Source organism: Nonomuraea sp. B19D2, assembly GCF_040137845.1.
Classification (GTDB): Bacteria; Actinomycetota; Actinomycetes; order Streptosporangiales; family Streptosporangiaceae; genus Nonomuraea.
Genome location: NZ_JBEFAK010000005.1, coordinates 13,781 through 36,738 on the forward strand (window position 1 = coordinate 13,781; position 22,958 = coordinate 36,738).

Annotated in this window: 21 protein-coding genes; 12 read left to right on the forward strand and 9 right to left on the reverse strand. The window is 72.1% G+C overall.

Features of this window, described 5'->3' with window-relative positions; translation table 11 throughout:
• Nucleotides 1-30: 30 nt before the first annotated feature.
• Together ABN273_RS11285 and ABN273_RS11290 are read left to right on the forward strand one after the other, a co-directional pair.
• Entirely contained in the window at nucleotides 31-618 is a 588-nt protein-coding gene (locus tag ABN273_RS11285) for an ArsR/SmtB family transcription factor (RefSeq protein ID WP_349448652.1), read from the forward strand.
• Between the two features lie 3 nt (nucleotides 619-621).
• The gene (locus ABN273_RS11290) at nucleotides 622-1,353 is read left to right on the forward strand and encodes an SRPBCC family protein (protein WP_349448653.1); all 732 of its coding nucleotides are present in this window, start codon (nucleotides 622-624) and stop codon (nucleotides 1,351-1,353) included.
• A gap of 509 nt (nucleotides 1,354-1,862) precedes the next feature.
• Here the strand turns inward: ABN273_RS11290 and ABN273_RS11295 are convergent.
• A complete protein-coding gene (locus ABN273_RS11295) occupies nucleotides 1,863-2,882 on the reverse strand; it encodes an ABC transporter substrate-binding protein (protein ID WP_349448654.1) in 1,020 nt (339 codons plus the stop codon).
• Nucleotides 2,837-3,439, reverse strand: a complete 603-nt coding sequence (locus ABN273_RS11300; RefSeq protein WP_349448655.1) for a UbiA prenyltransferase family protein — start codon at nucleotides 3,437-3,439, stop codon at nucleotides 2,837-2,839. Before ABN273_RS11300 ends, ABN273_RS11295 begins: the two co-directional genes overlap by 46 nt.
• 205 nt (nucleotides 3,440-3,644) lie before the next feature.
• Here ABN273_RS11300 and ABN273_RS11305 point away from each other — a divergent pair, with 205 nt between their 5' ends.
• Nucleotides 3,645-4,937, forward strand: coding sequence for an FAD-binding oxidoreductase (locus ABN273_RS11305; protein ID WP_349448656.1), 1,293 nt, complete (start codon nucleotides 3,645-3,647; stop codon nucleotides 4,935-4,937).
• Nucleotides 4,938-5,121: 184 nt separating this feature from the next.
• Here ABN273_RS11305 and kduD read toward each other — a convergent pair whose 3' ends face one another.
• Both kduD and ABN273_RS11315 read right to left on the reverse strand, forming a co-directional pair.
• Nucleotides 5,122-5,883: a 2-dehydro-3-deoxy-D-gluconate 5-dehydrogenase KduD gene (gene kduD / locus ABN273_RS11310; protein ID WP_349448657.1), complete on the reverse strand. Its 762-nt coding sequence runs from the start codon at nucleotides 5,881-5,883 to the stop codon at nucleotides 5,122-5,124.
• A complete protein-coding gene (locus ABN273_RS11315) occupies nucleotides 5,880-6,920 on the reverse strand; it encodes a zinc-dependent alcohol dehydrogenase (protein WP_349448658.1) in 1,041 nt (346 codons plus the stop codon). Before ABN273_RS11315 ends, kduD begins: the two co-directional genes overlap by 4 nt.
• A 153-nt stretch (nucleotides 6,921-7,073) precedes the next feature.
• On the opposite strand from ABN273_RS11315, the gene ABN273_RS11320 reads away from it, so the two are divergent.
• Nucleotides 7,074-8,381, forward strand: coding sequence for an L-fuconate dehydratase (locus tag ABN273_RS11320; RefSeq protein WP_349448659.1), 1,308 nt, complete (start codon nucleotides 7,074-7,076; stop codon nucleotides 8,379-8,381).
• Here ABN273_RS11320 and ABN273_RS11325 read toward each other — a convergent pair.
• Nucleotides 8,354-9,082 (reverse strand): FadR/GntR family transcriptional regulator, encoded by a 729-nt coding sequence (locus ABN273_RS11325; RefSeq protein ID WP_349448661.1) that lies wholly within the window; start codon nucleotides 9,080-9,082, stop codon nucleotides 8,354-8,356. The two genes, ABN273_RS11320 and ABN273_RS11325, sit on opposite strands and share 28 nt — an antisense overlap.
• 220 nt (nucleotides 9,083-9,302) lie before the next feature.
• Between ABN273_RS11325 and ABN273_RS11330 the strand changes: the two genes are divergently transcribed.
• On the forward strand, nucleotides 9,303-10,640 hold the full coding sequence (locus ABN273_RS11330) for an MFS transporter (protein WP_349448662.1): 1,338 nt from the start codon (nucleotides 9,303-9,305) through the stop codon (nucleotides 10,638-10,640).
• A 94-nt stretch (nucleotides 10,641-10,734) separates the two neighbouring features.
• Complete coding sequence (locus ABN273_RS11335) at nucleotides 10,735-10,962, forward strand: hypothetical protein (RefSeq protein ID WP_349448663.1); 228 nt, start codon at nucleotides 10,735-10,737, stop codon at nucleotides 10,960-10,962.
• On the opposite strand, the gene ABN273_RS11340 is transcribed toward ABN273_RS11335, so the two are convergent.
• The gene (locus tag ABN273_RS11340; protein ID WP_349448664.1) at nucleotides 10,904-11,539 is read right to left on the reverse strand and encodes a TetR/AcrR family transcriptional regulator C-terminal domain-containing protein; all 636 of its coding nucleotides are present in this window, start codon (nucleotides 11,537-11,539) and stop codon (nucleotides 10,904-10,906) included. The genes ABN273_RS11335 and ABN273_RS11340 overlap by 59 nt on opposite strands.
• An 85-nt stretch (nucleotides 11,540-11,624) precedes the next feature.
• Here ABN273_RS11340 and ABN273_RS11345 point away from each other — a divergent pair, with 85 nt between their 5' ends.
• Both ABN273_RS11345 and ABN273_RS11350 read left to right on the forward strand, forming a co-directional pair.
• Nucleotides 11,625-13,037 carry an FAD-dependent monooxygenase gene (locus tag ABN273_RS11345; RefSeq protein WP_349448665.1) on the forward strand — a complete coding sequence of 471 codons (1,413 nt, stop codon included), beginning with the start codon at nucleotides 11,625-11,627 and terminating at the stop codon, nucleotides 13,035-13,037.
• A gap of 127 nt (nucleotides 13,038-13,164) precedes the next feature.
• Complete coding sequence (locus ABN273_RS11350; protein ID WP_349448666.1) at nucleotides 13,165-13,524, forward strand: beta/gamma crystallin family protein; 360 nt, start codon at nucleotides 13,165-13,167, stop codon at nucleotides 13,522-13,524.
• A 12-nt stretch (nucleotides 13,525-13,536) separates the two neighbouring features.
• Here ABN273_RS11350 and ABN273_RS11355 read toward each other — a convergent pair whose 3' ends face one another.
• A complete protein-coding gene (locus ABN273_RS11355) occupies nucleotides 13,537-14,568 on the reverse strand; it encodes a lysophospholipid acyltransferase family protein (protein ID WP_349448668.1) in 1,032 nt (343 codons plus the stop codon).
• Nucleotides 14,565-15,281 carry a GNAT family N-acetyltransferase gene (locus tag ABN273_RS11360; RefSeq protein ID WP_349448669.1) on the reverse strand — a complete coding sequence of 239 codons (717 nt, stop codon included), beginning with the start codon at nucleotides 15,279-15,281 and terminating at the stop codon, nucleotides 14,565-14,567. Before ABN273_RS11360 ends, ABN273_RS11355 begins: the two co-directional genes overlap by 4 nt.
• A gap of 388 nt (nucleotides 15,282-15,669) precedes the next feature.
• Here ABN273_RS11360 and fusA point away from each other — a divergent pair, with 388 nt between their 5' ends.
• A complete protein-coding gene (fusA, locus tag ABN273_RS11365) occupies nucleotides 15,670-17,706 on the forward strand; it encodes an elongation factor G (protein WP_349448670.1) in 2,037 nt (678 codons plus the stop codon).
• Between the two features lie 41 nt (nucleotides 17,707-17,747).
• Here the strand turns inward: fusA and ABN273_RS11370 are convergent, their stop codons facing one another.
• Nucleotides 17,748-18,263, reverse strand: coding sequence for a GNAT family N-acetyltransferase (locus ABN273_RS11370; protein ID WP_349448671.1), 516 nt, complete (start codon nucleotides 18,261-18,263; stop codon nucleotides 17,748-17,750).
• A 139-nt stretch (nucleotides 18,264-18,402) separates the two neighbouring features.
• Here ABN273_RS11370 and ABN273_RS11375 point away from each other — a divergent pair, with 139 nt between their 5' ends.
• The 3 genes from ABN273_RS11375 (at nucleotide 18,403) to ABN273_RS11385 (ending at nucleotide 22,957) form a co-directional block, all read left to right on the forward strand.
• Nucleotides 18,403-19,890, forward strand: a complete 1,488-nt coding sequence (locus tag ABN273_RS11375; RefSeq protein ID WP_349448672.1) for an FGGY-family carbohydrate kinase — start codon at nucleotides 18,403-18,405, stop codon at nucleotides 19,888-19,890.
• Nucleotides 19,891-19,916: 26 nt separating this feature from the next.
• Entirely contained in the window at nucleotides 19,917-20,813 is an 897-nt protein-coding gene (locus ABN273_RS11380; protein ID WP_349448673.1) for a hypothetical protein, read from the forward strand.
• Nucleotides 20,814-20,944: 131 nt separating this feature from the next.
• Nucleotides 20,945-22,957, forward strand: a complete 2,013-nt coding sequence (locus ABN273_RS11385) for a M14 family metallopeptidase (protein ID WP_349448674.1) — start codon at nucleotides 20,945-20,947, stop codon at nucleotides 22,955-22,957.
• The last annotated feature ends 1 nt before the right edge of the window (nucleotide 22,958 follow it).

Consider the following 22,958-nt stretch of genomic DNA (forward strand, 5'->3'; position numbering starts at 1 on the left):
ATGATTTTTGTCGGGTGCCATCGTTTCTCCATGCACGAAGTCGCGGTGATCGAAGACGCAGCAGCGGCCGAGGCGTCGCTCGATCCCATGCGGTCGAAGCTGCTGGCCGCACTGGTCGAGCCGGGCTCGGCCACGTCGCTGGCGGCCAAGGTCGGACTGGCCAGGCAGAAGGTCAACTACCATCTGCGCACGCTGGAGCGGCACGGCCTGGTCGAGTTGGTCGAGGAGCGCAGGAAGGGCAACGTCACCGAGCGGGTGATGCAGGCCACCGCCGCGTCCTTCGTCATCTCGCCGACCGCGCTGGCCGCCGTCCAGCCCGACCCGGGCAAGTCCCCCGACCGGTTGTCGGCGCGCTGGCTGCTGGCGCTGGCCGCCCAGCTCGTACGCGATGTCGGCACGCTGATCACCGGGGCCGCCAAGGCGCAGAAGCGGGTGGCGACGTTCGCCATCGACGGCGAGGTGCGCTTCGCGTCGGCGGCCGACCGGGCGGCCTTCGCGGAGGAGCTGGCGCAGTGCGTGACCGAGCTGGTCAGCAAATATCACGATGAATCGGCTGAAGGCGGGCGCGATCACCGGCTGGTCGTCGCCGTGCACCCCGCCGTGAAGAAGGAGCGCTGAGCGTTGGGGCAATCGTTCGAACTCCCCCATGAGGCCGTGGTGGAGGCGACACCCGAGGAGGTGTGGGAGGCCATCTCGACGGGCCCGGGCATCGACTCGTGGTTCATGGGGCGCAACGACGTGGCGGACGGCGTCGTACGCACCGCTTTCCTCCACGGCGAGCTGCCCCCGTCCACGGTCACCGCCGCCGAGCCGCTCCAGCGCCTCGCCCACAGCAGCGACAAGGCGGACGACGGGCGGTTCGTCGCCTACGAGTTCCTCGTCGAGGCCCGCGGGCAGGGCAGCACGCTCGTGCGCATGGTGACCAGCGGGTTCCTGCCGGGAGACGACTGGCACGACGAGTTCGAGGCCATGTCGCTCGGGATTGAGATGTTCTTCGCGACGCTGGTCGAGTACCTCTCCCACTTCGCCGGGCGGGCGGCGAGGCCGGTCACGGCGTTCGGGCCGATGGTCCACGACTGGCCGCGCGCGTGGCAGACCCTGTACGCCGCGCTGGGCGGGCCGCCCTCCCCCGGCGACCGGGTGCGTTTCGGCCCGGCCGAGCGGCCGGTCGAAGGAGTCGTGTACCTGCGCAACTCCCAGACGCTCGGGATCCGCGCCGAGACCGCCGTCTACCGCTTCCTCCAGGGATTCAACGGTCCCATGATCGCTGCCCACGTGCTGTTCGACGGGCCGGACGAGGGGCCGCTGTGGCAGGACTGGCTGAAGGAGCTGTACGCGGACGACGGCGCGTGACGGTCCTGCCGGGGCACCACCCCGGCAGACCCTTCCTCAGGTTGACGGGGTCGTCTCGGCGCGACGCGCGCATCTTCAACCGTTCCTCGACACTGAGCAGGGATTGAGTCCTGCGCAGCGGCACGCCCCGAACGGTCTTGGGCGCACTGATCCCCCACGTACAACCCCAGGCGGCGATGCACGTCCCGCGTGCGGTCCGATCCAGGGAGGCAGGTTCCCTAACGACCCGGCTGTGCCAACACGGACAGAGGCTACCAAGGAGGCCCCGACCCATCGCTCCGGTGGAACGGGGGCCCGGAAAACCGACGCCGCGCCAGCTGTCCAGATCGCGCACACAACGTATACGAGCCACTTCAGCGTGTCAACGTAAACACTCACTCAAGCAAGCCCATGCTTTCTACATGAACAATTCCTCCGGCTCCCCCACGACCGCCGCCGCCAGCCGCACGGCACGCTGGGCCTGCTCACCATCGAGGACGGCGTCCTGACCCGCGCCGAGATCGTGCCCGTCACCTGACGAGGTCGTCGCGGGCCTTCTCGAGGTTGGCCTTGAGCTCCTCCATGACCTTGGCGTAGCCGAGGTGGCTGTAGCGCTCGGCCGCGTGCCACGGGTAGAGCTGGCCCGCCTTGACCGCGGGCAGCTTGGCCCAGGTCGGCTTCTTCGCCATTTCCCCGATCTTCATCGACTGCGAGCGCGCGTCCACGAGGATCACATCCGCCTGGTACTTGTCGGCGTTCTCCCAGCTCAGCACCTCCCAGAAGCCGCCCTCGCGCTCGGTCGGCCGCTCCGGGGAGACGATGTCGAGCCCGAGCTCTCCCCAGTACTTGATGTCGGGATGGTCCGGCAGGTAGGCGACGTACAGGTTGTCGGGCGTGGCGGTGACCACCATGACCTTGAGGCCGGGCTTGGCGGCGGCGAGGGCCTTGAGCGCGGCGGAGGCCGCGTCGAAGCGGTTCTTGGCCTCGACCACGGGCGCCGCCTGCGGGTCCGCGCCGAGCGCGGCGGCCAGCTGCCCGTACTTCTCGATGATCTCGACCAGGGGCTTGCCGCTGAGCTGCACGCCGACCGACCGGGCGATCTGGTCGACCGCCGGGGCGGACTCCTGGGGGACGTACCAGAGGGTGTTCTTCTGGTACATGCCCGCCACCAGCAGGTCGGGCTGGAGCGAGGCGTAATTCTCGACGTTGAACTCGCCCCACACGTTCCCGATCGACTCGACCTTGGCGATGTCCACCTCGCCCACCTCGGGGTCCCGGCCGCCGTCCTTGAGCCGGTGCGGGCCGAACACCGCGATCGGGCGTACCCCGAAGTCCCACAGGGCGGCCGCCGCTACCGACTGGGCGACCACGCGCTGCGGCCGCCGGGGGAGGAAGATGTTCTTGCCGCGGTCGTCGGTCCAGGTCCAGGCGCTCTGGCCGGCGGACGTGGAAGCAGTGGCGGGCGCGGGCCGCGCGGCCGTTCCGCCGCAGGCGCTGACGCCGATCAGGGTGGCGAGGGCGAGCAGGGTTCGTCGCGGGACAGCGGCCATGGATTCTCCTCGCTAGGGGTTTCTCCAGGGCATATTAGATTAGCCTTACCTAAGTAGGAAGCCTGCTCGGCCTGCCAGGCCAGCCAGCCCTGCCAGGCCAGCCAGTAGCTCATGGCGAGCAGCGCCAGCAGCACCGCGCCCCACACCACACGGCGCCGGGCCGAGATGACCAGCACCGCGGCCGCGTACGCGATGATCCCGAGCAACCCCACGAAGAGCACCCAGGAGAACACGGAAAGGGTTTCTGAGAGCAGGAACGCGGCCTCGTAAGCGGGCCACCACAGCGCCACCACGAACAGCGCGCCCACGATCACGACAGGCCAGGCGGGACGCACCCGGAAGAGATGCAGCGCCGCCCACGACACGGCGCCCGGCACCACGATCAGCAAGATCATCAGGGTCGGCTCGCTCAGACCGGAGATCGGAGCCAGTGCCATCGCCGCCAGGAACATCGCGACGAGCACGGCCATCCCCAGCAGGCCCGCGGCCGCCGCACGGGCCATCCGCCCGGGCAACGGCGGGCCGGACGGTGACGTGGACGGCGCTTTCATGATCATTGTTTCATGATGCCACGCACGGGTGACGTCGCCGCGCGGGCCATACGACCGCCGGCGTAGCGGAGAAGGCGACGGCGGGCGGATTCTGTCCGACCCGGTTGCCAGGATCCTGAGGACTTAAGGGCGGCGGTAAGGCGACGAGAACGGCGTCGTAAGCGCCCTCCAGCACAGTGGTCACAGATCACCGGAGAGAAGGGCCGAGAAGATGAGCCAGCCGTACATCGTCCAGGACGAGATCGCGCTTCCCGGGTTCGCCGGGGCCGTGCACCTGCCGGGCGAGGCCGGATACGACGAGCTTCGCCGCTCGCTCAACCCGCGGGTGGACTCCCGTCCGGCCGTGGTGGCCGAGGCGCACAGCGTGCGGGATCTGCGGACGGCGCTGCTGGCGGCGCGGCAGCACGGGGTGCCGTTCGCGGTGCAGGCGACCGGGCACGGCACGCACGCCGCGTGCGACGGCGGCGTGCTCGTCAGGACGTCCCCCATGGCGTCGGTGTTAGTGGACCCGGATCGGCGGATCGCCCGCGTCGGGCCGGGCGCGCAGTGGGGCGAGGTGATCGCCGCCGCCGCGCCGTTCGGGCTGGCGCCGCTGTCCGGGTCGTCGCCGTCCGTCGGCGTCACCGGTTACACGCTCGGCGGCGGGCTCGGGTGGCTGGCGCGCATGCACGGGTTCGCGGCCGACAGCGTGGTGCGGGCCGAGGTGCTGCTGGCCGACGGCCGCCACGTCGTGGCGAGCGCCGGCAACCACCCTGAGCTGTTCTGGGCGCTGCGCGGGGGCGGCGGCGGGTTCGGCGTCGTCACCTCGCTGGAGTTCCGGCTCTACCCGGTGGCGCAGGTCTACTCCGGGTTCGCGTACTTCCCCATCGAGGCGGCCGGCGAGACGCTGAGCGCGTACCGCGGCTGGATCGAGCACGCCCCCGACGAGATCAGCACGGCGGTCGTGCTCAAGCGGATGCCCGATGACGCGCCCGAGCCGGTCCGGGGCAGGCACGTCGTCATGGTCAAGGTGGTGCACGCGGGCGACGCGGCGCGGGCCAGGCGGCTGCTGGCGCCGCTGTGGCAGGCGGCGGGTCCCGCGCTGCTGGACGAGACGCGCCCCAGCACGTACGCGGCCACGTCCATGGGCGGCACGCCCAACCGGCACATGGACATGTTCGAGACCGTGCCCGACGAGGTGATCGGCACGCTGGTGCGGGCGGCCGAGGTGGCGCAGACCGTGGAGGTCCGCCACTGGGGCGGCGCGATGGGCCGCCCGGGTCCGGACGCCGGGCCGGTCAGCCACCGCGCCACCAAGCTGTCGGTCATCGTGGACACGCCGGTTCCGGGGCTGGCCGAGGCCCTGCGCCCGCACGCGGGCGGCGGCACGTTCCTGAACTTCCTGTCCGACACGTCCAGGACGGCGGCGGCGTTCGCGGCGCCCGACTACGGGCGGCTGCGCGACGTCAAGCGGGCCTACGACCCGGACGGCTTCTTCCGCGTCGGCCACGTGGTCTCCGCGTAGCTCCGCGGCGTTGGCGCAGATCCGCTCCACGGGCGATGTCCCCGTGGGGCCGGCCCATGATCGTCAACTCGGCGCCCCGCGCGCGCATGGGTGAGCGGCCGCACCCCGCCTGCCGGTGGCGCTGGCCAAGGTCTCCGGCATGGTCATCGACTACGCACGCCCAGGCCTACTCCGCTGAACACGGTCAGCGGGCGAGCCAGCCGCCGTCCACGGGGAGCACGATGCCGGAGACGTAGTCGGAGGCGCGGCTCGCCAGGAACACCGCGGCGCCGCCGAGGTCGCTCGCCGCTCCCCACCGGCCGGCCGGGATGCGTTCCAGGATGGACCTGCTGCGGTCGGGGTCGTCCCGGAGCGCCTGCGTGTTGTCCGTGGCGATGTAGCCGGGGGCGATGGCGTTGACGTTCACGCCCTTCGGCATCCACTCGTTGGCCAGCGCCTTCGTCAGCCCCGCGATCGCCGACTTGGACGCGGTGTAGCCGGGCACGTTGATGCCGCCCTGGAAGCTCAGCAGCGACGCGACAAAGATGATCTTGCCGCGGCCGCGCTCGATCATCGACCGGCCGACGGCCTGACTGAGCACGAACTGGCTGTTGAGGTTGGTCTCGATGACCTCGTCCCACAGCTTGATCGAGTGCTGGGCGGCGGGCTCGCGCTCGATGGTGCCCGCGTTGTTCACCAGGATGTCGACGCCGAGCCCTTCGAGGTGAGCGGCCAGCTCGGTGACGGCCTCCCGGTCGGAGAAGTCGGCACGGAACGGGGTGAAGGTCCGCCCCGCCGCTTCCACGCGGCGCGCCACCTCGCTGCCCGACGGCTCCATGGCCGCGCTGACGCCGATGATGTCGGCGCCCGCCCTGGCCAGCGCCTCGGCCATGGCCAGGCCGAGGCCGCGGCGCGCGCCCGTCACGACGGCCGTGCTCCCGGTCAGGTCGAAAAGTTCCGTGCTCATGCCGTACCCCCTGAGACGTCGACGAGGATCTTCATGGCCCGCCCCGACTCCAGGGCCGCGAACGCGTCCGCCGTCCCGGAGATCGGCACGATCCCGGTGATCAGGTCGCCGGCCGGGATCACCCCCGTGGCGAGCAGCTCGACGGCGCGCTCGAAGTCGGCGCGCTGGTAGACGCGCGCGCCCAGCAGCCGCAGCTCACGCCAGAAGACGCGCTGCAGGTTGACCGGCCTGGGCTGCGGGTGGATGGCCACCACGACGACGGTGCCCCGCACCTTCACCAGGTCCGTCACGCCGAGGATCGCCGCCGCCGCGCCGGACACCTCGAACGCCACGTCCGCGCCGGCTCCCTGAGTCCATTCCTCGACCCAGCCGACCTGGTCGGTGGCCGAGGGGTCGAGCACCTGGAACCCCAGGGCCGCCGCGGCCTGCCTGCGCAGCGGGTCGATCTCCACGACCACCACCTCGGCGCCCTCGTGCCGGGCGACCGCGGCGATGAGCACGCCGATGGGCCCGCCGCCGACGACCACCACGCGGTCGCCCGGCGCGAGCTCGGCGCGCCGTACGTCGTGAACGGCGACCGCCACGGGCTCGACCAGCGCCGCGTGGTCCAGGCGGAGGGTGGCGGGGAGGGGGACCAGAAGATCGGCGTCGACGTTCCACAGGCCCTGGAGGGCGCCGGGCGAGTCGATGCCGACGAAGTTGAGGTTCTGGCAGATGTGCTGGTTGCCCGCGCGGCACGCGGGACAGGTGCCGTCCCAGTCCAGCGGCATGACGGTGACATGGTCACCGGGGTCCCACCCGCTCACTCCGTCGCCCACCGCGGCGATGACGCCGCTCATCTCGTGGCCGACGACGGCGGGCCGTTTCACCCTGGCGTCCATGTGTCCGTGGAGGATGTGCAGGTCCGTGCCGCAGATGCCGGTGTAGGCGACCTTGATCTGCACCTGGCCGGCCTTCGGGGGCGACGGATCGGCCTCACGGATCTCGATCTTCCGGTCCCCCACGTAGTTGGCGGTCAGCACCGTTCGGGCTCCCATCGTTCTGGTGTCGCGGACAGCATACACAGGAGTACGCGGCAAACATCAGATGAAAGATGCTCGATCTGCCGAAGTTATCCCTGCAATGGCAGTTCGTGGCGGGCAGTCGTCAGATGTATTCTGGCGACGATCAACCTGAGGCAGGAGAGGTGAATGACCGCAATCATCGGCGTCGACGCCTACGACGTACGCTTCCCCACGTCATTGAGCCAGGACGGCTCCGACGCGATGAACAAGGACGGCGACTACTCGGCCGCCTACGTCGTGATCAGGACCGACGACCCGGACCTGTCCGGGTTCGGCTTCACGTTCACGATCGGCAGGGGCAACGACATCTGCGTGCTCGCCGCCGAGCAACGCGGCCTCCCCCTGATCGGCATGGCGGTGGAGGACGTGGTGCAGGACCTGGGCGGCGTCTACCGCCGGCTCAAGTCCGACTCGCAACTACGCTGGCTGGGGCCGGAGAAGGGCGTCGAGCACCTGGCCATGGCCGCGGTCATGAACGCCGTATGGGACCTGGCGGCCCGGGTCGCGGGCAAGCCGCTCTGGCGGCTCCTGGTCGACATGACCTCGGAGGAGCTGGCCGATGTCGCCGACCTGTCGTACCTGTCGGACGTGCTCACCCGCGACGAGGCGGTGGCGCTGCTCAAGGAGCTGGAGCCGAACCGCGCCGACCGCGTCGCCGAGCTGGCCCGGACCGGCTACCCGTGCTACACGACCAGCGCGGGCTGGCTCGGATACTCCGACGAGAAGCTGCGGCGGCTGTGCCAGGAGGCCGTCGACGCCGGATACAAGCACGTGAAGCTGAAGGTCGGCGCCAACCTCGACGACGACATCCGCCGGCTGCGCATTGCCCGCGAGGTGATCGGCTACGACGCCAACCTGATGATCGACGCCAACCAGGTCTGGGACGTGCCGCAGGCGATCGAGTGGGTACGCGCGCTCGCGGAGTTCAAGCCGCTGTGGATCGAGGAGCCCACCAGCCCCGACGACATCCTCGGCCACGCCGCGGTCCGTTCGGCCGTCGCGCCCATCGGCGTGGCCACCGGCGAGCACGGGATGAACCGGGTCCTGTTCAAGCAGATGTTCCAGGCCGAGGCCATCGACTTCTGCCAGCTCGACTCCGCCAGGCTCGCCAGCGTGAACGAGATCCTCGCGGTGTACCTGATGGCCAAGAAGTTCGGCGTGCCGGTGTGCCCGCACGCGGGCGGCGTCGGCCTCTGCGAGCTGGTCCAGCATCTGTCGATCTTCGACTACGTCGCCGTGTCGGGCTCGCTCGAGAACCGGGTGACGGAGTACGTCGACCACCTGCACGAGCACTTCGTGGACCCGTGCGTCGTCAGGAACGGCGCGTACGTGCTGCCGGACCAGCCTGGCTACAGTGCCCGGATGCACGACGCCACGCTGGAGACGTTCACCTTCCCCGGCGGCGGCTACTGGGCCAAGGTCACGGAGTCCTGATGCGCCGAAAGATACTGCTCCACCGCGAGCAGGTGCACCCCCATCCGTAGGCGGGCCGCGTCGGGATCCCGCCTCTTGAGCGCCTCGAGGATCGCCTGATGCTCCTTGTGGGTGTCGAACTCGGCCCGCTCCGCGTTGATGGCCCGCCACAGGCGGGCCCGCACGGTACGGCTGGCCAGCGCCTCGATCAGCGCTTCCAGCGTCGTGTTGCGTGACGCCGCGGCGATGAGGCGGTGGAACATGAGGTCGGCGTTCATGACCGCCTCATGGTCGATGGGCTCGGCCTGGAGCAGCAGCTCCATGGACGCCAGGATCTGCCCCGCCCGGTCGAGCTCCTCCTCGGTGACGCGCATCGCGGCGCGCCCCACGGCCTCCGTCTCCAGCACGCGCCGCACGGCCTGCAGGTCGGCGACGTTCTCCGGCCGGTGGAGGTCGACCAGGAACCCGATCGGGCTCAGCAGCATCCCCGGGTCGAGCGCGGTCACGTACGTGCCGTCCCCCTGCCGGGTCTCCAGCACCCCGGTGATGACCAGCGCGCGAACCCCCTCGCGCAGAGAGCTGCGCGAGACGCCGAGCTGGGCGGCCAGATCCTTCTCCACGGGAAGGCGCGATCCCGCCGTCAGCACGCCATTGATGATCATGCGCTTGATGCCCTCGACCACGATGTCGGACTGCGATGCGCGCGCCTCGCGGATAGTCATCCGACAAGTCTAAGACCCGCACCGAACCGCGATACCGGACCACCAACCAATCATCAGATCAATCTGGCCAGACAGGACGGTTAGATGGGCGAAATATGGCCGAAGCCTTGACGTAGCGCGACCATTCATCAGATGATTCCGGAAAGCTGCCGGAGGTCATCGCTGCCATTCATCAGGGCACCACCGGCGGCTCCTCCACCTGCACGAAGGAGGCGTCACAATGGCGCAAGCGCATCCCCCACCGGTCACTCAGCGCACGGGAACGACCCGGGTCCGCTGGATGATCATCTGGCTGGCCTTCGCCGGTCTGTCGATCAACTATCTCGACCGCGCGAGTCTCAGCGTCGCGCTGCCGTTCATGGGGATGGACTTCCACCTGACCGCGACGCAGCAGGGCATGGTCTTCGCCGCCTTCTTCTGGGCCTACGACGCCTGCCAGCTCTTCGCCGGATGGTACGTGGACAAGGTCGGGCCGCGGCGCTCCTTCTTCCTCGCCGCGGTGTGGTGGTCGATCTTCACCGCCCTGACCGGGCTCGCCCGCGGCTTCTGGTCCCTCATCACGCTCCGCTTCCTGCTCGGCGCGGGCGAGAGCCCGGCTCCCAGCACCGCGGCCAAGGTCGTGGGCACCTGGTTCCCGACCAGGGAGCGGGCCTTCGCCACCAGCGTCTGGGACTCCGGCTCCAGGGTCGGGGCGGTCATCGCGCTCCCCGTGGTGACCGGCCTCATCGCGCTGCTGCACTGGCGTGCCGTCTTCGTCGTCATCGGCGGGGCCGGGGTCGTCTGGGCGCTGATCTGGTGGAAGTTCTACCGCGACCCGCGGCAGCACCCGGCCGCGAACGCGGCCGAGGTCGAGTACATCGAGGGCGGCGGCGCCCGCACCGCGGAGACCGACGCCGAAGAGGCCACGCGGATCCCGTGGCGGTCGTTGTTCCGCCACCGCACCGTGCTCAGCATGATGTTCGGCTTCTTCTGCCTGAACAGCGTCATCTACTTCTTCATCACCTTCTTCCCGACGTACCTCGTGACCGAGCGCGGTTTCTCCCTGCTCAAGCTCGGCTTCTTCGGGGCCGTCCCGGGCCTGTTCGCGGTGCTGTCCGGCTGGGCCGGCGGCTTTCTGGCCGACCGGGCCATCCGCAGGGGCGTCTCGGTCACCCGGGTCCGCAAGACGGTCATCGTCGGCGGGCTCGCCGGCGGGTCGGTGATCATGTTCGCCGCGCTGGTGCCGGAGGCGTGGATGGCGCTGACCCTGCTGTCGATCTCGTATGGCAGCCTCACCATCGCGGGCACCGGCATCTGGTCGCTCCCCGCTGACGTCGCGCCCAGCTCCAGGCACGTCGGATCCATCGGCGGTGTCCAGAACTTCGCGTCCAACTTCGCCGGGATCATCACGCCGATCGTGGTGGGCGCGCTGGTCGACGCCACGGGGTCGTTCGTCGTGCCGCTGCTGGTGATCGGGGTGATCGCCCTCGTGGGGGCGTTCAACTACCTGGTGATCATGGGACGGGTCGAGCCGCTCAAGCTCGCCGGCACCACCCCCGCGAGCACCAGCGGGTCCTGACGAGGGCTCGCCGCGGCGTTCGGCGTGCTCGGCCCCGGCACGTGACAGCTCGGCGAACACGCCGGGCAGCCACGACACCAGGTCGAAGCAGGACGTGACCTGGCCCTACGCGATGATGACGGGTCTCGGCCCCCGCTCCGCGCTCGAGGCGGTGCGGCTGCAACTGACCGCCGACCGGCCCGAGCGCACCGCCGTCCACGCGGGTGAGGAGTGGGTGTACGTCGTGCACGGCCAGGTCCTCGCACGCGGCCCCGCCACCGTCATCATCGTCTCCGTCTCGCCTCCGCCGGCCCGTCCCCCGCACGGTCCGGCGGGCGGATGATCAGGTCCAGGCCGAAGTCGAAGCGTTCCTCGAACGTCCCCCCGGCGAGGTGGCCGAGCGCGCGGGACAGCGACGGATGCGCGTCCGGTGCCACGGCGCCGGAGAGCACGTCGCCGATCGAGGCCGGCGCGCCCTGCTCCTCCTGGGTCAGACCGAGCGTGAAGTACACGGCCGTCCACGCCGTCCACGCCGCCTCCCGCTCGTCCCGCCCGCACTCCAGCAGCGCGCCCACGATCGCCTCCGCCGCGCGCAGCGTGTGCTCCTCAGCCGCGTACGTCCCCGCCACCACCTTCGCGCCGTCGCGGACGGCCAGCAGCGCCCGCCGGTAGCGGCGTACCAGCTCACGGAACCGGTCGGCCGGCTCTGGCGGCAGGCCCTCCAGCGACATGCGCCCGACGATGGCGTCGGCCATCAGCTCCAGCAGCCGCCCCTTGGTCTTGACATGCCACGAGACCGTGTTCAGCCGCACGCCCATCCGCTCGGCCACCGCGCGCAGGCTCACCGCGTCCGCACCCTTTTCGTCGAGCAGCTCGAGCGCCGTCGAAACGATCTCGCTCTGGCGCCGCGCGTTCGCCATCGGGACCAGCCCTCCCCATCTCTTGGTTGGTGACCAAGAATATCTCGTGCATAATGTTGGTCACTGACCAAGAAATGAGATGACGATGGAAGATGTGATCGTGGTCGGGGCCGGACCGGTCGGCCTGTGGCTGGCGGCCGAGCTGCGCCGCGCCGGCGTGGCCGTCCTCGTGCTCGACCGGCTGGAGCGGCCGAGCCCGCACTCCAAGGCGCTGACGCTGCACCCGCGGACGATCGAGGTGCTGGCCATGCGCGGGATGGAGAAGGCGTTCCTGGACGAGGGCAGCGCCCTCCCGAACGGGCACTTCGGGATGCTGGAGACCCGGCTGGACTTCCGGCCGCTGCCCACCCGCCACCCGTACACGCTGTTCTTCCCGCAGGCGCGCACCGAGCAGCTGCTGGAGGAGAGCGCCGTCGCGCTGGGCGCCCGGGTGCTGCGCGGGCACGCCGTGACCGGGCTCGCGCAGGACTCCGACGGCGTCAAGCTGAGCGTCGAAGGCCCCGACGGCCCGTACGCGGTCCGCGCCCGCTACGTCGCCGGCTGCGACGGGGCGGGCAGCACGGTGCGCCGGGCCGCGGGCATCGGCTTCCCTGGCACCGACGCCACGGTGCACGGATTCCTCGGCGACGTCCACCTGGACGACCCGCCGCCCGGCCCCGGCACGTCCGCCCATACCGGGAACGGCGGCCTGATGGTCGTCGGGATGCCGGGCGGCTACCACCGCGTCGTCGGCGTCGTGCCCGGCCGGCCCGACGGCGAGCTGACCCTGGACGAGCTGCGCGCCCATGTGGTGCGCGTGATCGGGCGCGACCTCGGCATGCGCGACCCGGTCTGGCTCTCCAGGTTCGGCAACGCCTCCCGGCAGGCCGCGGCCTATCGCGCGGGCCGGGTCCTGCTCGCGGGCGACGCCGCGCACATGCACTTCCCGACGGGCGGCGTCGGGCTCAACGTGGGCGTCCAGGACGCCATGAACCTCGGCTGGCGACTGGCCGCGGTCGCCCAGGGACGCGCCACGGAGAGCCTGCTCGACGGCTACCACGCCGAGCGCCACCCCGTGGGCGCGGCCCTGCTGGAGAGCAGCAAGGCACAGACGGCGCTGATCACGGCGTTCACCCCCGAGGGGCAGGCGCTGCGGGCACTGCTCGGCAAGCTGATCGCGGCGCACCCCGAGCTCTCTCTGGACCTCGCCGCCAGGCTGGCCGCGCTGGACGTCGCCTACCCGGCGACCGCCCCCGGCACCCACCCGCTCACCGGCGCCCGCGTCCCCGACCTGCCGCTGCGCGACGGCCGTACCGTCTATGAGCTGCTGCACGAGGCCCGTCACGTGCTGCTCGACCTGGGCGCGGGCATCCCCGCCGCGATCGCCGGCCACGCCCGGGACCTGGGTGCGACCACGTACGAGGGGACGCTCGGCGACGACGCGCCCGCGGAGTGGCGGGACGTCCGCGCGGCCCTGATCCGCCCGGACGGTCACGTGCACTGGGCCACCCCGACCTGACGCACACGGCAGACTATGTTTACTCTACGTATTCAGTTGATTACACATCGCTATATGGTGTGAGCTGTCTGCCCGCCGGACCCGCGCGACGAGCGGCCGGCGGCCCCCAACAGCACGAGGAGTGAACATGAGAACTGCCCTCCGCAAGACGGCCCTGGGCGCCGCGGCCCTCGCCACGGCGGTCGCCTACCTGGCCGCGCCCACATCCCCCGCCTCAGCCCAATCCGGCTTCCCGTGTCCGCGGATCATGGCGATCTGCGCGTACACCGAGCCGGGCGGCCAGGGTGCGCTACGGCTGATCTTCGAGGACACGCCTGAGATCGAGCCGCCCTTCCTCAGCGCGCAGAACCAGACCTCCGGCCCCTGGTGCTTCTATTCCGAGCCGGGCTTCGCCGGCCAGCGCCGCGAGGTCTCGGCCGGGGAGGCCGTCGAGGACTTCGGATTCCCCGTCCGCTCCCTCAAGGAGGGGCTGTGCGAGGAGCCTTAGACAGCCCCGGCATTACGGAGACCCCGCCTCGGTGGCGGCCGCCTCCTCGTGATGGTGCGGTTCGAGCATGTTGGAGCGCACCCGGCTCTCGGCGGTCCTCGCCAGAGCCGCGCGGGCTTCCTGCCGTATGCCCGTGGCAGTGGCGGGCCGCACGGAGGCGAAGAGCGTGACCTCCACGGCCAGGTCCCGGGTCGCGGCCACCCGGACGATGGAGGCGAGCAGCGAGTCGTCCCCGACGTAGCAGGCCCGGGTCGAGGTCGCCGCCCCTTCGCGGTAGCGCAGCACGGCCGGGCGGACCGGGGCGCCCGCGTCCACGGCCGCCTGGAACACGGCCGGGCGGAACCGCCCCATCCCCCGCCCGCACCAGGTGGTGCCCTCAGGGAAGGCGACCACGGTGTCGCCCGCCCTGAGGGCGTCGGCGACCGCGGCGACGGCCGACGGCAGCGCGGACAGCCGCTCCCTGTCGATGAACAGCACGCCTGAGCCGGCGGCCAGCGTGCGGATGACGGGCCACTCGCCGATCTCCCGCTTGGCGAGCAGCCGCGACGGCACCGTGGCCGCGAGGACGAGCGGGTCCAGCCAGGACACGTGGTTCGCCACGACCAGAGAACCCGTCTCGGACGGCGCCCCGCCGCCCGGCGCCGCGCCCGCCCCCGACACCGCACAGGCTTTCGACTCCGCATCACTTCCCGACTCCGTGAACTCGAGCCGGATGCCGAGCGTCCGCAGGAGCAGTCGCGCCCAGGCCATCGTGAGCTCCGTCCGCCACACCGCCCGTACCCGCCCCACCAGGGACATCGGCACCCCGGCGAGCAGCACCACGAACGCCGCGGCCAGCCGGGCCGCGAGGCGGGCAGGCCCGGCGACGGCGACCGCGGCCTCCACGCAGGCGTCCACGGTGCAAGGGCCGAGCGGGCGCCACGGGTCGGGTGCCTTGGCCGGATCCGGCGCGGTGGGTGAGATCGGCGCCGTGGGTGAGATCGGCGGCGCGGGTGAGATCGGTGCCGCGGGTGAAATCGGCGCCTTCGCCGCGACAGCGCTCACAGCGACTCTCCGAGGAAGTACCGCAGGTAGCGGGTGTTCACGTTGGCCATCGAGAGCAGGACGAAGAAGTCCGCGGTGCCGAAGTCGCGGTCGTGCGCGGGCGCCCCGCACACCCACGACCCCAGCCGCAGGTAGCCGCGCAGGAGGGCCGGCGGTACGAACCGGTCGGAAGGGACCGCGCTCTGGGGACGCCACGGTGTGCGCGGCGTGACCCGGTACTCCTCCGGCCCGAGCGGCACCCGCTCCACCACCGTGGCGGCCAGCGCGCCCCGGTCGTCGAGCGGCACCGAGCAGCAGCCCGCCAGCCACTGGTGGCCGCCGGAGAGCATGTACCGGGCGATGCCCGCCCACATCAGCGCGACCACCGCGCCGCCCCGGTGATCGGGGTGCACGCAGGTGCGGCCCGCCTCCACCAGGCCGTTCCTGATCGGCGCGAGGTTGGCCAGGTCGAACTCGGCGTCGGAGTAGAGCCGGTCGGTACGCCCCGGGGGAAGCAGCCGGTAGGTGCCGACGACTTCGTGGCCGTCGCGTACGAGGAGGTGGTCGCAGTAGGCGTCGAACCTGTCCACGTCGAGACCGGAGAGCGGGCTGTCGAGCCGCGCCCCCATCTCCCCGGCGAAGACCTCGTGCCGGAGTCGCTGCGCGGCCTGCACGTCGGCGGCGCTGGTGGCCATGCCGACCGTGTACCGCCCGGTGTCAAGAGTGATCGTCATGGGCGCGCGTCCTTCCATGAAAACGTCTCGCGCCAATGTCGACATGCCGAAATGACGGCTGAGTCTCTCATCGGGGGCAGCCAGGCGACCTCGTGGTGAACCTCACATACAGCGGAAATAAATCGCTTTCTTCGCCCGCGCCCCTTCATTACACTCGCCAATGATCATCGACGAGGGAGAGGAGAACGGCCGTGCGCCACCGCACCGCTGCCGTCGTCCCCCCGTCGCGCTACGAGGTGATCCTGGTGTCTCCGTCGCCCCGGTGCCGGCTGCGCGCCCGCCGCTGGACGACGCCCTGACGAACACCTGACCCGCCATCCCGGGCCGTCTCGTCTGGGGAAATCGCGCTGCCCCTTTTTTCCGGAACGTCCCGAAAGGGTCATGGGCTGTGCGTGCTCACCTCTCGAATCAATCCAACCCGCTGGCCGTCGTACGCAACCTCGGCATCCTCGCCCACGTCGACGCCGGCAAGACCACCGTCACCGAGCGGATGCTGTACCTCGCCGGCGCCACGTACAAGCGCGGCGAGGTGCACGACGGCACGACCGTCACCGATTTCGACTCCCAGGAGCGCGACCGCGGCATCACGATCTTCGCCGCCGCGGTGAGCTGCGCCTGGGACGGGCACCGCGTCAACCTGATCGACACCCCCGGCCACGTCGACTTCTCCGACGAGGTGGAGCGCTCGCTGCGGGTGCTCGACGGCGCGATCGCGGTGTTCGACGCCGTCGCGGGCGTCGAGCCGCAGAGCGAGTCCGTGTGGCGGCGGGCCGACCGGTACGGCGTGCCGCGCATCGCGTTCGTCAACAAGCTGGACCGGGCCGGCGCCGACCTGGACGCGGCGGTCGAGTCGATCCGCCGCCGGCTGCACAAGGCCCCGCTGGTGGTCCAGCTGCCGATCGGGCAGGAGGACCGGTTCGCCGGAGTCGTCGACCTGGTCCGGATGCGCGCGCTCGTCTGGGAGGGCGGCGCGTGCCAGGAAGGACCGGTGCCCGAGGACCTGCTGGCGGAGGCGCGGCGGCGGCGCAGGCTGCTGGAGGAGTCGGTGGCCGAGTTGCACGCGGACGCGCTGGAGGAGTTCTGCGCGCTGCCGTCGATCTCGGACCGGACGCTGGCCGCCGCGCTGCGCGACCTGACCCGTGGCGGCGAGGGCCTGGTGGTGCTGTGCGGGTCCGCGTACCGCGACCGCGGGATCGAGCCGCTGCTCGACGCCGTGGTGGCGTACCTGCCGTCGCCGCTGGACGTGCCCGCGGTGCGCGGCGGGGACGGCGCGGAACGGGCCGCGGACCCGCGGGCGCCGCTGGCCGCGCTGGCGTTCAAGGTGAGCTCGACCGCCACCGGGCGGCTGACGTACGTGCGGGTGTACTCGGGAACGATGCGGAAGGGGGACACGGTGCTGGACACCGGCACGGGCCGCACCGAACGCGTCAGCCGCATCCTGCGCGTGCAGGCCGACCGGCACACCGAGGTGGAACAGGCGGTCGCCGGTGACATCGTCGCGGTGGTCGGGCTGAAGTCGGCCCGCACCGGGAGCACCCTGTGCGCGCCCGAGGCGCCGCTCGTGCTCGAACCGCCGAGCGCGGCGGAGCCGGTGGTGTCCGTGGCGATCGAGGCCCGCCGGAGCATCGACGCCGGCCGGCTGGCCCCGGCGCTGGCGCGGCTGGCCGAGGAGGATCCGTCGCTGGCCGTCCGCACGGACGCCGAGACCGGGCAGACGCTGCTGTCCGGCATGGGCGAGCTGCACCTGGAGATCGCGGCGGAGAAGCTCCGGCGCGACCACGGGCTGGCCGTCGCCGTGGGCCGCCCGCAGGTGGCGCTGCGGGAGACGGTGGTGCGCGGGGTGTCCGGGCTGCTGTACCGGCACGTCAAGCAGGACGGCGGCGCGGGGCAGTTCGCCCACGTCGTGCTGGACGTGGCGCCGCTGGACGGCGAGCCGGGCGGCGGAGGCTTCGAGTTCGGCTCGACCGTGGTCGGCGGCCGGGTGCCGCGCGAGTACGTGCGGGCAGTCGAGGCCGGCTGCCGGGACGCCCTGGCCGGCGGGCCGCTCGGCGGCCACCCGGTGACCGGCCTGCGGGTCACGCTGACCGACGGGGCCACTCATCCGAAGGACTCCTCGGACCTGGCGTTCCGCACGGCGGGGCGGCTCGCGCTGCGCGAGGCGCTGCGGGCCTGCGCGATGGAGCTGCTCGAGCCGGTGGTGGAGGTCACGGTCACCGTGCCCGGCGACACGGCCGGCGGCGTGCTGGGCGACCTGGCGGCCCGGCACGGCCGGATCTCGGGCTCGGCGGCCCGGGGCGGCACGGTGGTGATCACGGCCGTGGTCCCGCTGGCCGAGGTGTTCGGGTACGCGACCCGGCTGCGTAGCCGTACGCAGGGCCGCGGCACGTTCACCACCAGGCCCGCCGGTTACGCCCCGGCACGGTAGACCCCGGAACGGCCCCGCCCGCGCGGGCGGGGCCGTTCCGCTCAGACGGCGGTCTTGAAGGAGATCCACACGTCCGGCGGGTCGTTGGGCAGGTTCGGCACGGGCCTGCGCTCCTCGGTCCAGTCGTCTCCGGCGATCTCCGTGGCCACGCGCCGCCAGAAGGCCACGGCGCCCACGTTGGCGTCCTGGAAGGCGATCTCCCAGTTTCCCGGGTGGCGGACGACGATCTCCTTGACGGCTCGCAGCCCGATCCCGCCTCTGCGCGCGCCGCGGACCACGAAGAAGCTGTTCAGCACCCGCGCCGGACCGTCCAGGGCACGGACGAACGCCAGCCCCACGGGGTGGTCGCCGCTGGTGATGAGGTACGGCGCCCAGCCGGGGTCGTGGAAGGCCGAGTGGAGCCGTTCGCTCCTGAACGTGCCGTCGGGATGGGGCAGCCCTCCTTGGAACTCCGACATGTCGTGGCGGAACATCAGCCAGAGGCGTTCCACCGTGGCGTAGTCGGCGCCGGTCGCGAGCCGCACGGAGAGGTCGGGTACGGAATGATCAATAGGCATGAAAAAAGCCTCCCGGGCCGGAAGGCCGGAAGGCTTGAGCAGTGCGGAAACAATAGCAGACTAGGTGATCTCCCCGCGAACCCATCCGGCACGGCGTCGGTCACCAGGCGCTCGACCGCGTCCCTTTTATAGTGACAAGATGGCACGGCGAGCGCTGCTGGCAGGGATCGACGTGGGCACCACTCACGTCAAGGCGGGCTTCTTCGACGAGCGGGGCGCCTGCGTCGCATCAGTGCGCCAGGCCACCCCGCGCGAGCTGCCCGCCCTCGTCGCCGCCGTGTCCCGGGCGCTGGGCGAGTGCGCAGGACGGGCCGGGCGCGGGCCGGACGCGATCGGGATCGCGGGCATGGCCGAGACCGGCGTCCCGCTGGACGGTTCCGGCCGGCCGCTCACCCCGCTGCTGTGGTGGAACGACCCCCGCGCCACGCGGGAGGCCGCCAGGCTGAGCCGGGACGCCGAGGCTCTGTACGCGCTGACCGGCCGCCGGGCCGACCCCAAGTCGCCGCTGGCCAAGTGGCTGTGGCTGCGGACCCACTCCCCGGACGTGCTGGGGTCGATGCGGTGGTGGGCGCACGCGCCCGACGCCGTCGCGTACGCGCTCACGGGCCGGCTGCGGACGCACGAGACGCTGGCCGCCCGCACCCTGGCCTATGACGCCGGGGCCAGGACCTACGACCCGGACCTGCTGGCGCTGGCGGGGCTGCGGGTCGAGCAGCTGCCTCCCACAGCCGGGGCGGTGGAGCCGGTCGGCCCGCTGACGGCCCAGGTGAGCGGGGTGGCGGCCGGCGTCCCCGTGGTGATCGCGGGGCACGACCACGCGGTGGGGTCGTGGGCGGCGGGGGTGCGGCGTCCCGGCGACGTGGCCGACTCCCTCGGCACGGCGGAGGCGGTGATGGTGCTGTCGGACTCCCGGCCGGACCCGCGCACCGCGCTGGCCCTCGGCATCACGACCGACCCGTCGTTGGACGGCGCCCGCACCGTGGTGGTCGGCGGGCTCCCCACGAGCGGCGCCATGATCGACTGGCTGCTCGGCCTGCTGGCGCCCGAAGGCGACGCCCGCGATGGGACACACGCTCCCCAGACGCCTGATGGGCGGGAAGGCGAGCCTGCCACCACCGGCCGGGCCGGGTATGACGCCTTGCCGGAGCTGCTGGGCGGGGTGCGGCTGCCGACGGGGATCGTCGTGGAGCCGTACCTGCGGGGCCGGGTCGCGCCCGCGCCCGACCGCGACCGCCGCGTGACGGTGTCGGGGCTCGGGCCCGGGCACACACCGGGCGACCTGCTGGCGGCCGCCATCGAGGGCACCTGCCTGCATGCCCGCTGGATGCTCGACGAGCTCACCACCGTGGCGGGCACCGCCCCCGAGCGCCTCGTGGTCCTCGGCGGTCAGGTCAGGATCCCGCTGTGGATGCGGGTCAAGGCGGCGGTGGCACCCGTTCCCGTCGAGGTGGTGCGGTCCGGCGACGCGGTGTGCGCCGGTGCGGCGCTGATCGCCGGGCAGACCGGCGGCTCGCTCAACGACGTGCCCCTGCTCCCCCGTGACATTCCGCCGCACGACCCCGGCCTCGCCGCCGCCTACCTCCCCCTGTACGAGCGCTTCCTGGCCTCGGCCCGTGAGCCCAGATGACCAGCCTCCACCGGATCGGAGCACTCATGACCAGTCCGCAGACCACCCCCGCGCCGGCGCTCGACCTGCTGGCCCGCCCCTCCGGTGGGTTCGCCATGGTGGCGATGGACCAGCGCGAGAGCCTCAGGCAGATGTTCGCGGCGGCGACGGGCGAGCGCGTGGGCGATGAGACCTTGACCAGGTTCAAGCTGGCGGTGGCGCGCGAGGTCGGGCCGCACGCCTCGGGTTTCCTGATCGACCAGGACTACGGGTTCGGCCAGGTGGCCGCCGAGGGCCTGGTCCCCGGCGGCTTGATCGTCGCCGTGGACCGCCTCCGGCAGGACCCTGACGGTCCCGTCGAGGACACCTCCATCGATGAGCGGGTCGATCTGGCCGCCGCCCGCCGGGCCGGCGCCGTGGCCGCCAAGCTGCTGCTGATCTGGCGTGACGACGAACACCGCGGGCGGCGGCTGGAGACCGCCGCCGAGTTCGTACGGCGCTGCGCCGGCGCGGGCCTGCTCTCCGTCCTGGAAGGCGTGGCCAAGCCCCCGGCTCACGCCGGCGGCGCCTTTGATGGGACTGCCGCGATCCGCGAGGCCGCCCGGGAGCTGGCCGGGCTGCGGCCCAGCCTCTACAAGGCGCAGGTGCCGCTCGGCGGGGCCGCGCCCGAGGAGCGGCTGGTCGAGGAGTGCGCGCGGCTCGACGAGGTGATCCCGGTGCCGTGGGTGGTGCTCTCCCAGGGCGTCGAGCGGGACGACTTCCCCGCCGCCGTGCGCGCCGCCTGCCGCGCGGGCGCCTCCGGGATGCTCGCCGGGCGGGCCATCTGGAGCGACGTGGTGGGCTCCGGCGATGTGGCCGCCGAGCTGCGTGCCCGTTCCGTGCCCCGCCTGCGGCAGCTGGCCTCGATCGTCGACGCCTGCGCCCGCCCGTGGAACGCCCGCTGAATCATCTCCGGCGTCTTTCCGCCGGATGGGCGGCGGTCCTTGCCCGTTCGATCAAGTCAGCTTTCAATTGAGCCCCATACGGGTGATCCCTGGAGGGGCCGATGCGTGGCTTGCGGGCGTCCGCTGTCGCTTTGCTGATCGTTCTCACGACGTTCGCCGCCGCGAACTTCTCGGCACCGTCCGTCGCGGCGCCGGCCGAGGGGCCGGCCGATCCGGAGGCGGCCTCGCTGGTCACCCTCTCCGTGCCGGACCGCACGGCGATGGAGCGGCTGGCGGCCGCGGGCGCCGACCTCACCGAGCGGATGCGGCCGCAGCCGGACGGCAGCATCCAGGTGGACGCGGTGGTCACGCCCAGCCAGCTCGCGGCCTACCAGGCACTCGGCGCGGCCCTGGCTCCGGAGACGCCGCCCCCGCCCAAGGCGACGGCCACCACGGAGAAGGACCAGCTGGTCGTCGAGCGGGCGGTCTGGTTCAGGTCCCGCGACGAGTACTTCCTGTCCGTCGAGGCGTCCAGCAGCGCCGGCGAGGCCGCCACGCTCACCGTGACGTGGAAAGGCAAGAACGGCTCGACCGGCCGGGCCCCGATGGTCGCGTACGTGGACGCGGGCGCGTACCTGGGCCACCAGTTCGGCGACCCGGTGCCGGCCAGAAGCCGGCCGCAGTGGGTCACCGTCACCTCGGCGGCCGGCGGCACGGCCGAGGCGAAGGTCAGGGCGTGGCCCGACGGCCAGCGGCCGGACCGGGCCGGACCCGGCTACCAGAAGGACTTCGTCACCCAGTACATGCCGCCCGCGCAGCTCAACGAGCGGATCAAGGCGCTGCACCGGCGCTTCCCCAAGCTCACCGAGCTGATCACGCTGCCGTACCCGACCAACGGATACCGGCGGCACGCCCAGGCCCTGATCGGCACGCCGCCCGCCGCCGCGGTCGTCGTCACCTCCGACGCCTACGGCTCGGACGGCGGCAACGACCTGGCCGTCGAGCTGGTCGACCCGGGCGCGCCCGGCAGGGCGCTGCAGGTCACCGTGAACGGCAAGCTCATCACCGTCAGCCTGGCCACCGACGGCTCGGGCGCGCCGGCCGACACCGCCGCCCAGGTGGCCGCCGCGATCAACGCCACCGCGGGCACCGGCGTCAAGGCCACGACCTACCGCGCGGACCCGGGCGACGGAGTCATGGCGCCCGCACCGCCCACCCGGCTCAGCGACTTCCTCCGCGCGCCGGCCGGCGTCCCCCGGGCGCCCGCGCAGGTGCTGGCCCTGCGCATCGGCGCGCACCGCGACGGCACGCGCACCGGCGTGCTGGCCTACGCCCAGGAGCACGCCCGCGAGTGGGTGACGCCCCTGGTCGTCGTCGAGGCGGCCGAGCGGCTGCTGCGCAACCACGCCCGCGACAAGGCCACCCGCCGGCTGCTGGAGCGCACGGACGTCTTCATCGTGCCGACAGTCAACCCGGACGGCGCGAACTACAGCTTCTACGACTTCAACGCCCAGCGGAAGAACATGACGAACCACTGCCCGCCGCAGCAGTCCGACCCGGCGCTGCGCAACACCTGGGGCGTGGACGTCAACCGCAACTACGCGGCCGGCTCGCTGTCCGACGGGTACGCCGGCGCCTCGGCCAACTGCCAGAGCGGCACGTACGCGGGGCCCGGCGAGCACTCAGAGCCCGAGAGCCGCAACGTCATGTGGCTGGCGCAGACGTACCGCAACATCCGGTTCGCCATGAACGTGCACAGCTACGGCGGCTACTTCATGTGGCCGCCCGGCGCCTACAAGCTCGCCGGCCGCGTCACCCTGCCCAGGCCCACGGCCCAGCAGGAGGCGTACTTCCTGCACTCGGCCCGCGCGATCGAGGAGGCCATCGCCGCCGAGCGCGGCACCGTCACCTGGCCCCAGCAGACGGGGCCGGTCACGGACGTGCTCTACTCGGCCGCCGGGAACTCCGCCGACGAGCTCTGGTACGACCACGGCGTCTACGGGTGGGACTTCGAGGTGGGCGCCGACCTGTGGAACCCCGAGACGCGGGCGTGGGAGGGCGTGGGCTTCCAGCCGCCGTTCGCGGAGGGGCACGCCGAGGCCATGGAGTTCGCGTCCGGGCTGATCTCGCTGGTCGGGGTCGCCGCCGACTTCCGGGAACCCTGAC